The sequence below is a fragment of the Neobacillus piezotolerans genome (assembly GCF_003362805.1).
GTDB lineage: Bacteria > Bacillota > Bacilli > Bacillales > Cytobacillaceae > Bacillus_D > Bacillus_D piezotolerans.
Map to the genome: position 1 here is coordinate 1 of NZ_QNQT01000010.1, position 13,146 is coordinate 13,146.

Sequence of the window (13,146 nt, forward strand, 5' to 3'; positions counted from 1 at the left end):
GTTAGGCCTTTTTATTTCACTGTCCACTTTATAGGGCATAGTTCAGATTGGGCAGTCCTTTTTTGCTTTATTCCTGAATGAGGCTAAGGATCTTTTTCTCCGCGGCATCAATCATCTTCTCGAACCTGTACCCATACAGGAAAGCTTCTCCGTTAGGGGACGATACAATCGGCTGATTTTCCGCTCCTTCCAAGATGACCTTCCTTCCTCCCCCAAACGTATGGGAAGCAAGTATGAATCCTTCTGTATAGGTGTCGGCATCCCCGCTTTTGACGGGCTCAAAAATGGTGAATTCCTGCCTTCCGGCATTAAAATCCATAAACGGGACAAGCCAGCCAGAGAACCTGCCCAACTGGGGAAGTTCAAACGAAAATATAGGGCTGAGTTGGTTATCGTAAAATGCAAAAATCGCTCTTTCGAACTCTGTTCCGGCCGCGCTAATCCCCATAATCAGATTTTTATAGGCTTCAAGGTGATAAAGATTCCTGATGGGCGCTGTTTTTACGTCTCCTTGGACATCCTGGAGCACTAGCGGCGCAAAAAACGACGGGGCTTCCTCATTCCATCCAAGATACGCAAACTTATCCCTGCCAATCCATTTTACAAACGGGTCGGAAATGTCCATCTCCTCCACTTTCCGTTCTTCGGCATCCATGCGGAAAGACTTATAGGACCAGTCCTCATTAAACGCGACGATCAGCAGGTCATCTTCCTCATATGGATTCCATTCGACATGGAGTTCGGATGATGGATACGATTGGTTTGCCAATTCCAATCCGCTTGTATCATAAACTGTTACAACCGCTTCATAAGAAGAGGGGGATGTATGGACCATAAGCCGTGTTTTTTGGGGATTAATGGAGACTGTAACAATGGGATTTTCGGTTTTGAGAATTAATTTGCTTTCTCCAGTTTCAAGGGAATAGAAATAAAGGTTGGAGCCTAACGTAAGATTGGATGCAAAGATGACTTCACTGTCATTAAGCCAGCCGAAAACCTTGAAGAACTCTCCTTCCGGCACCTTAAGCGGAAGTTTCCAGTTTTCAGGCGGTTTGGCGGACTGCCCTTCATTTTCCTCCGGATTTCCGGGATGGGCGATTGGTTTGGTATTTTCTTTTAATTGTGAGCATGCCGCCAGGGAAAAGAAAACGAGGCAAATAAATAGCAGCCTGGCAGGTACTGAATATTGGTCGGATTTGTTTCTCAGACTTTTGCCCATTCCTTTCCCCCTCATGCGCAGATATTAATTAGACGAGTGATACACGCCAATGGTTTCAAAATATTTCGTTTTAATTAAAGAAATTAACAACATCCTCCGATTGCAAATTGAAAGATTCCTGATACATCCCTATATATCTTATTAAAACATGATAGTGGCAGAGGATTTATACCCTTTCCAAGTTCAATTGTAAACCCCGGCCGTCGATATTCCTGAATGAACCAGTCTTTAAATCCCGCATGGCTGTCAATTGTCCTCACCGCCCTATAACCGCTCAGCCGGGAAAATTCAGCAGCGATATACGAAGAGACAGCTGGCTCCCTGCCTCCATATCCCCAGTAAAACTCTTCACCTTGTGTATGGAATGCAATCACAGCATCAAAGCCGCTCTTTTCCGTAAGCCTGGCCATCGCCAAAGCTTCCGGCTCGGATAGCGGGGCGGTTCCGGGAAAATCACGGGGCGCAGGAGACTGGGGCTCCTTTCTCTCTTTCTCAACTTCCCAGTTCGCTGGGAATTGATTATTCAGGTCCACTCCCCTAATGTTGGCTTTCCAGCCGGAAAAGTCTGTTCTTCCTCCGTTCATTCCCGTTACCGCCTCTCCAAACCCGGCAGGCGGCCCGTTCAGGACAAGGTCAACACCATCGGGATTCACCATTGGAACGACCGAGAGTTCAGTGGATTCAAAAATCGATAAAGCTTCCTTGCCGAATACTGATTGATTTTCGCATAGCGCGAGTAAATACATATTGACAAGTTCCATTAGTATTCCACTTGTTATCCATTCATTTGCATGGAAAGACGCATTGAAATGAATCTTTCGTTCACCGCTTCCAATCTTAAGCTCCCATATCGGTTTCCCAAGGACGCTGTAGCCAATGGGCGAAACCTTTGCAAACGGATACGTTTCAGTTAAAGCCTCCAAATCCCTTGCAAGAATGGCGGGACTGTATTCCGTCCTCCCAATGACTACGGGCGACTCTACTCTGTATGGAAGCAGGATACTGCTCCCAGGATGCCCCTGGACACCTTGATTCATAAGCTTGATGGCCTTTGAATCAAAATGGCAATTGGAAGCGACCGAATCAACTGTCTCCCCCTCTTTAAGACGATAAGGCTTCCCGGAATAGCCAGGGATACATACCTTCTCTCCAACTTCCCCTACGCAAAGTCCAGGCTCATTGGATTTTTGGATCAGTTCTGGCTGTAAGCGGAATAAACGGGCGTAGTCTGCAAGGCTCCCGCCGGGCAGTCGGCCGATGATCATAATTTCCCCCCTGGCACTTATATAATATCACGCGTTGGTTCATTAAAATGTATGAGCAACGAATGGAATCATGCCAGAAGAAAGCGAAGGCGGCCGTTCAACTATCCATGAAACAAAGATGGCCCCCATGAAAGGGGGCCACATCGGCCAATAGTTTACAGCGACAGGCGTTTCTTGACAAGCCATGCGGCGCCAATGACTCCGGCATCATTCCCAAGAGTCGCTAAAGCAATGGTTGTGGTTTCGCGGACTCTTTCGAAGGCATATCGGGCAAATTGCTCCTTTACCTTATTCAATAGTAAATCGCCCGCTCGTGAAACACCGCCTCCGAGGACGATTTTCTCAGGATTAAGCGTATTGGCGATATTCGCTAGGGCAAGGCCAAGATGAAAGGCAACCTCGTCCACCACCCGGGTGGCAGCCGCATCGCCACCACTCGCGCAATCAAAAACATCCTTCGCACTGACAATGCCGGTATTGGAAATCATGTCGGCAAGCCTACCTTTCTCGCCAGCCGCGGCCGCTTCCATTGCAAGCCTTACGATGCCAGTCGCCGAGGCAATCGTTTCAAGGCAGCCTGTTTTCCCGCAATTGCACTGGGCGCCACCGGCGGGAACAGAAGTAATGTGGCCAATTTCCCCCGCTGCCCCTCCTGCGCCTTGTAAGATGTGGCCATTGGCAATCACCCCTCCGCCAACCCCTGTACCGAGGGTAACGCAAACGAGGTCTTTTGCTCCATCTCCGGCTCCCATCCACATTTCTCCAAGTGCCGCGCAATTCGCATCATTGTCAATTGCGGCTGGCAGGGACGTTTCCCTCTCAAGGATGGCTTGCAAAGGGTAATTCTCCCTCAATCCAAGATTGACCGCGTTATAGAGGACGCCAGTCGCATGATCGACCGGTCCGGGAGCGCCCATTCCGACTCCGGCAAGCTTCTCCCTGCCCTCTCCAAGTTCATGAAGGCGCCTATCGATTGATTTTACAATATTGAGGACTATATTCCTGCCCTTTTCGGAGTGATCCGTCGGAATTTCCCACTTGTCCATGATTTCCCCACAGAGTGATAGGAATGCAAGTTTTGTTGAAGTTCCTCCCAGATCGATTCCCGCAAGCCATTTCTCCATCATTCACTCACCTGTTTTTTTATTATTTTTTTCTTTTTCCAGCTGTATTTCGTGTCTTAACAGCATAATCGCGTTCTGGAATTCCCCTGTTTCAATTAACTGGGAATTGTACATTTCCTGTAGTTCTTCTTCCATTAGTTCCAAATCTGCTAACCTGTCGCCGACATATATAATGGTACCGTACTTTTTCAGGAATTGCTGGATGTCATAAATGCTTTTCACGTGATTTTCCCCTCATTTTCGAATGCCTGGATTTAGTCGCAGTCAATTCAAGTCAACTCCCCGGCACGCCGGAAAGTGCCTTGCCGATTTCTTCCACTAGATTTTGATATTCCTTTTGCCCCGGTTTCAAGGACTCGGCTATTTCGGCATGCTTCTTCGCCGAAACAAGATCCCTTTCCTCAAGATAAATGAGCGCCAGGTTAAAATGTGCTTCCGGAAAGTTGTTGTCCAAGGCAATCGCTTTCAGCAAATGGGCCTTGGCGTCCGCTAGCATTTGCAGCTTGATTTCCGTATAGGAAAGCAGAAAATAGGTCTTTTCGGTTACTTTGTTCCCTTTTTCATACCTGCTGAGGATTGAGTAGGCCTCTCTATAGTTCTCCTTGTTTACTTTTTCTTGCGCCAGTAGGATGACGGAGTGTTCATCCTTAGGGCCAAGCCCTGCCTTGAAGCCATGCTGCAATAATGCTGCGGCAAGCAGGATGGATGCTGCGGCAAAAATTATCTGGCTTAGCGTTTTCCTCTTTTTTGGAAAATGGACAATCCCCGCTCCAAGGAATCCGGCGGCCAGGCCGCCGAGATGTCCGGCGTTGTCAACCATCGAGACTGAGAACCCAAAAGCAAGGTTGACGATGATAATCACAAAAACTGTATGGCCCATCGTCCTGTAAAAAAGCCGTGGATAAACCATTCCAAAATAGAGGAGCGCCCCAAGGCAGCCGAAAATCGCTCCGCTCGCCCCCGCCGAAATTTCATGGCTGAATAGGAAGCTCGCAAGCGACCCTCCAAAACCGGCAAACAGGTAAACAAACAAAAATCTTGGGCTGCCCAACATCCTTTCCACCGCGGTCCCGACAAAATAAAGCCCAATGGTATTCATCGCTAGATGAAGAAATCCGATATGAAGGAATACCGGTGTAATGAATCTCCACCATTCCCCTTCCAAAATCAAAGGGTTGAATTTTGCGCCGAATTTTATCAATGTTGCTGGATTGGTGCTGCCGCCATATAGTTCAACCAATAAAAACACCAACACCTGAATAACCATGAAAATATATGTAAAAAAAGGTTTTCCCGCGGTGAAAATCGCTTGTTCCCGCTTGCTGGCGTTTACCGCATATTCGAGGGTCCGTCGCCTTGCCTCCTCGGCATCGCCGGGAGGAAGGTCCGTGACATTGCTTAAATTCATGAAACTGGCATCCACAATGCCGGATAGGCTAAGGCTTTCCATCGCTTGCCGAAAAGTGCCGTTTGCAAACAGAATTGTCTGGACCGATGTTTCGGAAAATCTGTCACGATAAAGAAAAGGTTCACTTAAAATAGGATGATAATCATCGACCGGAGGCTGTTCACTTATATAAATATTGAATATACGCAGGTTCCTAAGACGCAGCTGGCTCCTGATTTGCGCACCTGTCGCCGCGGTCCGTTCCACATCCCTAGCCATAACGCTGCTCCAACCAAAATCGGAGCGGCATAGACGGACAATCGGCGCCTGCGCTGATTCCTTTTTTTCGAGCCAGAATTCCTTCTCATCCGGAAACAATTTCACAACCCTATAGCCCGATTGTATGATAAATGATTCCGCAAGCTTCCAAAATAAATAATCTTCATAAGAGTTCAAAAAAGTTCCCCTGCTTTCCCAAGGCACCATGATGAAAAAAGAAGCCATCTTTCAATACCATTATAAACGAAGTCTTCTTGAACTTATAATAATATACAAAAGACCAAAATGCGCAAGCGCCTTCGTGACAGCCAAAAATTTCATGGACAATGACGAAAAGAGCCGGCCCGGCTTACAGCCGGTTCGGCTCTCCAAACACAGAATTCATCATTCTTCTTTTAACTCCCGGCATTCCCATGATCGTCCTGACTGCCACTTTCCTGACCCATCCTGTGCCAAGCACGATGTTCATTAGCCTGTACCTGTTCTTGAAAATCAGGTAGCCGGCGGTGCCGAACAAAACGGCTGAAGAAATTGTTTTATTCATATTACCAACCTCCCTTTTTAGAGTTTCCTAAAGGAGTCGGTTTATACGAAATGGCGGATGGGGTCAATGGTTTTTCATGTCTAGCGCAAGGATGTCCTTCAGGACGCCGGCTGAATGGGAAACCTTTCTTTTTCCTCATCAGACAAATCAAGCTCAACAATTTCCTTTATCCCGTTTCGATTTACGATTGCGGGAACACCAATAAAGAGATCGTGCTGCCCATACTCCCCTTGAAGAAGCGCCGAAACAGTCAACACGCAGTTTTAATTGTCAGCACCATCTGGACCAGAGTACACAAGACGCCGGGCATCGGAATCGGACATATATCATTATTTTATAAAATAGCGATATAGGCTCCCAAGACGGCTGCGGCCCCGGATAAAAAGTTGACCAAGTCATTGTCAAGCAGGGAATTCCCCTTTACCTTCATCGCCGCCTGGCCGCAATGGCGCTCTTTTTCAGTCTCCAGCCCGCAAACGGCGCACTTGTACGATACTTGAAAATAAGCTCCCAGAATGGTGTCGATTACACTTCCAAGGAACCCGGAAATAAAGATAATAAAGCCGGTCCATGGCGGCAGCCCGAAGAGGGGGATGGCAAGAATCGCAATAAATCCTGCCCCGGCCAAAGAGGCTCCCGTACCAAGCAGGCTGACAGCGCCCGAGGTTCCCCGTTCCGCCCGTTTAAACCCTTTGATGCTGATGGGGTCCCGTTTGCTGATGGGGCCAATTTCCGAGGCCCAAGTATCCGAATTGGCGCTTGAGATCGCCGCAGCAAAGCAGATAAGCCAAACAGGATTCCCAGACGTGAGGAACAACATACTGCAGATTGACGCCGGACCGCCATTCGCGGCTACCTGCTTCCAGTCCCGCGTCGCCCCTTTTGCCAGTTTTTCATCCATTGCAGCTTTGTTTTTGGCTTTATATTTTGACCATAGGCTGGATGAAACGAAGAATGCCCCAAGGAGGATAAGCCCTCTAGCACCAGTCCCAGCCAGTGACATAAATCCAATGACTACCGCGCTCAAAGCACCTGTCACAGTAAGCGCCTTAAGCTTCCATCCCATCCAGGCCGCCACAATGATTAAAATCGAGCCAAGCAAAAATCCAGGTGTCATTTTTCAAATACCGGTTCTTCCGTCATAATCATCCCAACCTGCCTATCATGGTTCTCGACTGGAAGCTCTCCGACGATTTGGCAGCTGAATGCAAGGGAAGCAGTCTGTCCCTTATAAACTGTAAGAAACCGGTCGTAATAGCCCCCCCCAAAACCAAGCCTGTATCCATCCCGTGAAAATGCCAAACCGGGAACGACGAGCAGGCTAATGTCATCCGGGCGTACCTGTTCTGTCTTCTCTACAATTGGCTCCAAAAGGCCATAGTAAACTTTCTCCAGCTCGGAAAAATCGGTTAAATACCGGAACTGCATCTCCCTGGTAGCCGGCAGGCACTTTGGTACGGCAATCCGTTTCCCTTCCTGCCAGGCTTTCTCAATAATCTGATATGTATCGACTTCAGGCGGCCGGGAAATGGTAATGCCGATCACTTCAGCCTCTTTCCAAGCTGGATGCCCGAATAAATTGGATGCAATCCGATTTGACCGTTCCATGTATTCCCCATCAGACATTGACCTCAGCCGCTCCATCATGGACTTGCGCAACATCTTTTTATCCTCCATCTTCCATACCCCCTATTTAAGTTTTTTAGGCAACAAAAAAAGCAGCAGGAAGCCCCACTGCTTATTTTGTTTCGCGATGTAAAGTTGTACGCTTTTCCCTGGAGCAATATTTTTTCAGCTCAAGGCGATCTGGATTATTGCGTTTATTTTTCTTAGAAATATAGTTGCGCTCTCCACACTCAGTGCAAGCTAACGTAATATTCACGCGCATTATTATCCCTCCAAACAATTAAAGCATGTTCGTTATACGACTTTTCTATAATATCATTTTTCATTTGGAAATGCTAGTCTGTTTTTTAAAAGTACGTTTTTTAAGGAAACAAGTTCATTCTTGGATTCTCCTGAAATAATCCATGTCCCTAGCCGGGCTGTCTTTCCGGGTGGTACGACGATTTCCGTTGAAAGGATGCTGGCTGGATTTCCTTTGGCCAAAGGAGAATATTTAAGGGCACCTTTTCCAATATCCCCCCAAATGCTCTCGGAACTGATATGCCATGACGGGATGACAGTAGCCTCCCATTTCCCATCTTCCCGGTTTTCCCCTCCTACAAGGAACATATTATCCCCTGTGAGATGGAAGATGGTTTGGTCGGCGGGGGAAACAAATGAAAAATGATCCATACTAAAGGCTTTTGGAAGGTGCATCGCAAGCAGCTTCAACCGCTTTTCCTCTTTGGCATGGTTGCAAATAAAATAATTGAGGAAAGAAATTTTTGAATGCGGGTTTTCCTCGGTTACCTTAAGTGTGAGCTTCTCCCCGTAAAGCAGTGTTTCCCTTGCTTCAAATCTTCCGTATACATTTCCGTTGATCCATAAACCCGTTGCGATAGCAAGCTTTTCCGCTGGATAGAAAATTGCCTCTTCCTCTACCGGCCCCATTTGCCCCTGCCTTGTTTCCGAAGGTGTTTTCAACATACCCATAACCGCCCTTTTTAGTTAACTAACCATTCTATTCCACCGGCATCTGTATTAGAACCGCCAGTCCATATAAATAATGGTAGCACTTGGCATAAAGGCTTACAATAAACGCATTTTGTCGGAAATCGCCTATCACCGGACGCACTTCTTTGTTTGGGGGTAAAAAATTCCTGCCGGCCGTCTGAATCAACCTTCCCGCTGTGATTCGACAAAAAACAGCTTTGTTTTTTACCCCTTGGCAAACAAATTTCGTCACATATCAATTCTTAATGATTCAAATCATAGCGTTTTCCGGTTACCAAAAAGATAACCTGCTCCGCGATATTGGTGGAATGGTCTCCGATTCGCTCCAAATACCGGCAAGTAAACGACATCTGCGTAATCTGGTTCGTCGCTTCAGGGTTTCCTGGGATATGCCCTAATAGTTCATGGACAAGTTGGCCGTACATTTCATCCACTTGGTCATCGATTTCCGCGCATTTCCTTGCCAAAGCAACATCGTTTGTGTAAAAGGATTGCAGGGCGGTATCAAGCATTTCGATGACGAGGTCCTTCATTTTCGGAATATCCTCTATCTCTTTAATATGCTTTTCCTTACCGATATGGAGGGCTGACTTGGCGATATTAACCGCGTTGTCTGCAATGCGCTCAACTTCCGATGAGATTTTGAGGGCCGCAAGAATAGCCCTTAAATCAGTTGCGACAGGCGATTCAGTAGCGATTAGCAAAATTGCCTTTTCAGTGATTTGATATTCTAAACGGTTGATTTCCTCATCTTTTTCTATTATTTTCCTGGCATTGTCAAGGTCCTGTGAAATGAACGTGCTGATTGAGTCTTCCACAGCATCCTTTGCCATTTTCACCATTTCCGTAAGCATTTCCTTCAACTGGTTCAAGTTGTTGTCAAAATTGGTTCTTGTGCCCATGGTATCCCACCTTTAGCGTGCTGGATTGGCCTAAATCAGCCAAACCGCCCTGAAATATAATCTTCCGTCCGTTTGTCGGATGGATTGGAAAAGATTGTGCTTGTCTCGGCAAATTCAATGACTTCCCCATTCAGGAAGAACGCAGTCTTATCCGAAATCCGGGAAGCCTGCTGCATATTATGGGTGACAATGATGATGCTAAAATCCTTTTTTAATTCCTGGACAAGCTCTTCTACCTTTAAGGTTGAGATTGGATCCAGTGCCGAAGTTGGTTCGTCCATCAGAATAACGTCAGGCTCGATTGCAAGGCAACGGGCGATGCATAGGCGCTGCTGCTGCCCCCCTGAAAGCCCATAGGCATTCTGGTGGAGCCTGTCTTTTACCTCATCCCAAATCGCCGCTCCCCTTAAGCTTTGCTCGACAATTTCATCAAGGACTTTCTTGTTTTTTATTCCATGGATTTTCGGCCCGTAAGCGATATTTTCATAGATGGATTTTGGGAACGGATTTGGTTTTTGAAAAACCATCCCTACCCTGGTCCGCAGATCCTCGACCTTGTATTCCTTGTCGAGAATGTTTCTTTCACGGTAAAGAATTTCTCCTGAAATCCGGACCGTTGGGACCAGCTCAACCATCCTGTTCAATGTTTTGATATAGGTTGATTTGCCGCATCCAGATGGTCCGATGATGGCGGTAACCTCATTTTCGATAATGTCCAAATTGATACTTTTTAACGCGTGTCCATCGCCATACCAAAGATTAAGATCCTGTGTACTATAGACTATATTCTTTTTGCCAATTCCCTGTGCTGATGTTCCATTTATATTTCCTGCTGTAATCCCCATAGGTAGCTCCCTCCAGGCTAAAATCTTTTTTGGAATTTATTTCGGATAATGATTGCAATCGAATTCATCGCAAACAGAACGATTAAAAGGATAACGATCGTTGCCGCTGCCAAGTTTGCATACTCCGCGGTAAGCGCCGAGTCGACTGTCCAATAGTAAATCTGGACGGGCAATACCGTGAATTTATCTAGAATGCCATTCGGAAGCGGTATTAATAGCGCCGGAATGCCAATGACGACCAGCGGCGCTGTTTCGCCTATTGCCCTAGATAACGCAAGAATTACACCGGTCAGAATGCCCGGAAGAGCTGCTGGTAGAACGACATTTTTAATTGTTTGCCATTTTGTCGCTCCCATTCCGTAGGAAGCTTCCCGTAAAAATTGCGGAACAGCCCTAATGGCTTCCTGGCTCGCCACCACAACAACCGGCAATACTAGCAGGGCCATTGTCAACCCTCCGGCAAGAACAACAGAGCCTAAACCAAGCGCCCTGGCAAAAATGGTCAATCCCAAAATTCCGAATACAACGGATGGGACTCCCGCAAGATTGGATATATTAGTCTGGATAAACGACTGAAACTTTCCCTTTTTCGCATATTCCTCAAGGTAAATCGCAGTGCCAACCCCAAGTATCATTGTCGCGGGAGCAACCACTGCCATTAGCCACAACGTACCGTAGATTGCACCAAGTATTCCAGCCCTTTCAGGATCGGTTGACAACTTATTCAGTAAAAAATCCTTGTCGATCCAGCCCATGCTGTCCGAGACCACCCTGTAGATAAGGACGGCCAGGACGGCGGTGCCAAAAAACGTTGCCAGGAGGAAAACCAATCTAGCGATTTTGTTTGCCAAAAGGCGCTTTCCCATTTTCCTCTCAACCACTGTAGTATCAATATATTTCATATTAATATTCCTCCCTGAACCTGCGTGAAACATATTGCGCGACAAGATTCATTATAAGGGTAAACACGAACAGAGTCATTGCCACGGCGTAAAGGCTGTAATACAAAGTTGTCCCGGCAGCAGCTTCCCCTCCGGTAACTTCGACAATATAAGCTGTCATTGTCTGCATGGATTGAGTTACATCAAACGTAAAGTTCTTGGAGCTTCCACTAGCGATAGCCACAATCATCGTTTCCCCGATTGCCCTCGAAATCCCGAGGACGAATGAGGCAATGATTCCGGAAATCGCGGCTGGAACGACAACCTTCCAGGTCACCTCAAGCTTTGTAGCGCCCAAGGCGAGCGCTCCTTCCCTCATTGCATTTGGAACAGCGCTCATAGCATCTTCCGAAAGGGATGCGACCATCGGAATGATCATAATTCCCATCACAATCCCTGGGCTGAGGATATTTGTCGGCTCCAGTCCCGGGATAAATGAACGCAATAAAGGAGTTACAAATGTAAATGCGAAGAACCCATACACGATAGTTGGGATACCCGCGAGAATTTCAAGCATCGGCTTAAGGATTTTCCTCAGTTTTTCTGAAGCATATTCACTCAGGAAGACAGCCGTCATAAGGCCAATCGGAATGGCGACTGCCATGGCAATCGCAGTTGATAATAGTGTGCCCGTCAAAAGCGGCAGCACGCCAAAGACAGCGTCCTTCCCCAGTGGCTTCAACTTCGTTCCGGTAAAAAAGTCAAGAAAAGGTACCTCTTTGAAAAATAATACTGTTTCAGTGAGTAACGTTAAAACGATTCCTATCGTTGTCAACACTGATATGGCTGCAATTCCAAATAATATCCCTGGAATCATTTTTTCAGCAATGGTCCCAACACTGGCCGTTTTTTTCTTTTTTTCTATGAGGCCGCTAATGTCGAGTCTTTTTTCCCCTGTGGTTCTGTCCATTGTAATAACCCCTTTCACCCTAATACTAAACAGGCCGTACTCCTATGCACGGCGAGAAGATGAGGCGAAAAACTCCTCATCTTCCTAGTGCAGCTATAAAGTATTTTTTTATTTTTTCAAACCGTTCAAAGCATCAAGAGCCGCTTGTTTATCTTCATCAGACAGTGGTGCAAAGCCTGTTTCCTTGGCAACTTCTTGTGCATTTTCCATAGTGTAGATTGCATAATCAAGCACTTGAGGCTTTTCTTTTGCATGGTTTACGTTCAAGTATGTGAAAACTGGACGAGTGAATTCCGCATAATCGCCATCTTCCTTGATTGTATCCAGTGACGGTTCAACGGGTCCCTGGCCAAAATCGACATTTACAGCGGAAAGCTTGTCCTTATTGTTATCATAGTAGCCAAAGCCAAAAAATCCGATTGCATTTTTGTCTTTAGAAACAAGGTCCACTAAAGTCGAGTAGTCCTGCTGTAGGTTGATTTTTTCAGGAAGAGCTTGTTCTTCAAGGATTTTTTCGTAAAAGAATTCATATGTTCCGTGGTTTTCATTCGGGCCATATGTTTTAATTGGTTCGTTTGGAAAGTCCGGGCGGACATCGGACCAATTTTTCTTACCTTTGCTTGCTGTAAAGATATCAATGATTTCCTGCTTCGTAAGTTCTTTCGCCCAGTCATTGTCCTTGTTGATAACAATTGTAATCCCATCGAGCGCAACTTTCAATTCCTGTACTTCGATACCCTGTTTTTCAGCTTCTGCTTTTTCTTCATCTTTTATTGAGCGTGAGGCATTGTTGAAATCCGTTCCGTTTTCCACCAGGAATTTTTTAAATCCGGCAGAAGTTCCGGCCCTGCTGACCTCGACAGATACATTTTCCTGTTCACCCATATAGTTTTCGCCCATTTTGGCCATGAACGGAAATACTGTTCCGGAACCATCAATGACGACACTGCCTTCAAGGCCATCAGCATTGTCTTTGCTATCTCCTCCGCAAGCGGCTGCAACAACCATTACCGCGGCAAGCATTAAAACCATTCCAAGCTTTTTGACAAGTTTCATTTCAAGTTTACCCCCTGAGGAAAATGTTTTTTTCTTCCGTGCATGTTCAGAATAA

At 46.4% G+C, this 13,146-nt stretch carries 15 protein-coding genes and 1 pseudogene; all 16 read right to left on the reverse strand.

Annotated elements, in window-relative coordinates:
- Window positions 1–67: 67 nt before the first annotated feature.
- The gene (locus DRW41_RS18095; RefSeq protein ID WP_115453438.1) at window positions 68–1,219 is read right to left on the reverse strand and encodes a YqgU-like beta propeller domain-containing protein; all 1,152 of its coding nucleotides are present in this window, start codon (window positions 1,217–1,219) and stop codon (window positions 68–70) included.
- Between the two features lie 83 nt (window positions 1,220–1,302).
- A complete protein-coding gene (locus DRW41_RS18100; protein ID WP_115453439.1) occupies window positions 1,303–2,484 on the reverse strand; it encodes a M14 family metallopeptidase in 1,182 nt (393 codons plus the stop codon).
- A 155-nt stretch (window positions 2,485–2,639) separates the two neighbouring features.
- The gene (locus tag DRW41_RS18105; protein ID WP_115453440.1) at window positions 2,640–3,611 is read right to left on the reverse strand and encodes an ROK family glucokinase; all 972 of its coding nucleotides are present in this window, start codon (window positions 3,609–3,611) and stop codon (window positions 2,640–2,642) included.
- Window positions 3,612–3,830, reverse strand: coding sequence for a YqgQ family protein (locus DRW41_RS18110; RefSeq protein ID WP_115453441.1), 219 nt, complete (start codon window positions 3,828–3,830; stop codon window positions 3,612–3,614).
- A gap of 52 nt (window positions 3,831–3,882) precedes the next feature.
- The gene (locus DRW41_RS18115; RefSeq protein WP_115453525.1) at window positions 3,883–5,451 is read right to left on the reverse strand and encodes a rhomboid family intramembrane serine protease; all 1,569 of its coding nucleotides are present in this window, start codon (window positions 5,449–5,451) and stop codon (window positions 3,883–3,885) included.
- A 172-nt stretch (window positions 5,452–5,623) separates the two neighbouring features.
- Window positions 5,624–5,818 (reverse strand): protein YqgO, encoded by a 195-nt coding sequence (yqgO, locus tag DRW41_RS18120; RefSeq protein ID WP_115453442.1) that lies wholly within the window; start codon window positions 5,816–5,818, stop codon window positions 5,624–5,626.
- Window positions 5,819–5,881: 63 nt separating this feature from the next.
- Window positions 5,882–6,081: pseudogene (locus DRW41_RS18125) on the reverse strand (L-lactate dehydrogenase); the annotation flags it as partial.
- 71 nt (window positions 6,082–6,152) lie between these two features.
- A complete protein-coding gene (locus DRW41_RS18130) occupies window positions 6,153–6,935 on the reverse strand; it encodes a DUF92 domain-containing protein (RefSeq protein ID WP_245959488.1) in 783 nt (260 codons plus the stop codon).
- On the reverse strand, window positions 6,932–7,495 hold the full coding sequence (locus DRW41_RS18135) for a 5-formyltetrahydrofolate cyclo-ligase (protein WP_115453443.1): 564 nt from the start codon (window positions 7,493–7,495) through the stop codon (window positions 6,932–6,934). Before DRW41_RS18135 ends, DRW41_RS18130 begins: the two co-directional genes overlap by 4 nt.
- A gap of 61 nt (window positions 7,496–7,556) precedes the next feature.
- Window positions 7,557–7,706 (reverse strand): 50S ribosomal protein L33, encoded by a 150-nt coding sequence (rpmG, locus tag DRW41_RS18140; RefSeq protein ID WP_082306913.1) that lies wholly within the window; start codon window positions 7,704–7,706, stop codon window positions 7,557–7,559.
- A gap of 53 nt (window positions 7,707–7,759) precedes the next feature.
- Window positions 7,760–8,410: a hypothetical protein gene (locus DRW41_RS18145; protein ID WP_115453444.1), complete on the reverse strand. Its 651-nt coding sequence runs from the start codon at window positions 8,408–8,410 to the stop codon at window positions 7,760–7,762.
- Window positions 8,411–8,679: 269 nt separating this feature from the next.
- Entirely contained in the window at window positions 8,680–9,339 is a 660-nt protein-coding gene (gene phoU, locus DRW41_RS18150) for a phosphate signaling complex protein PhoU (RefSeq protein WP_115453445.1), read from the reverse strand.
- Between the two features lie 35 nt (window positions 9,340–9,374).
- Complete coding sequence (gene pstB / locus DRW41_RS18155) at window positions 9,375–10,184, reverse strand: phosphate ABC transporter ATP-binding protein PstB (RefSeq protein ID WP_115453446.1); 810 nt, start codon at window positions 10,182–10,184, stop codon at window positions 9,375–9,377.
- Between the two features lie 17 nt (window positions 10,185–10,201).
- Window positions 10,202–11,086 (reverse strand): phosphate ABC transporter permease PstA, encoded by an 885-nt coding sequence (gene pstA / locus DRW41_RS18160; protein ID WP_115453447.1) that lies wholly within the window; start codon window positions 11,084–11,086, stop codon window positions 10,202–10,204.
- Between the two features lies 1 nt (window position 11,087).
- Window positions 11,088–12,035: a phosphate ABC transporter permease subunit PstC gene (pstC, locus tag DRW41_RS18165; RefSeq protein ID WP_115453448.1), complete on the reverse strand. Its 948-nt coding sequence runs from the start codon at window positions 12,033–12,035 to the stop codon at window positions 11,088–11,090.
- A gap of 108 nt (window positions 12,036–12,143) precedes the next feature.
- Window positions 12,144–13,091: a PstS family phosphate ABC transporter substrate-binding protein gene (locus DRW41_RS18170; protein WP_115453449.1), complete on the reverse strand. Its 948-nt coding sequence runs from the start codon at window positions 13,089–13,091 to the stop codon at window positions 12,144–12,146.
- Window positions 13,092–13,146 lie beyond the last annotated feature (55 nt).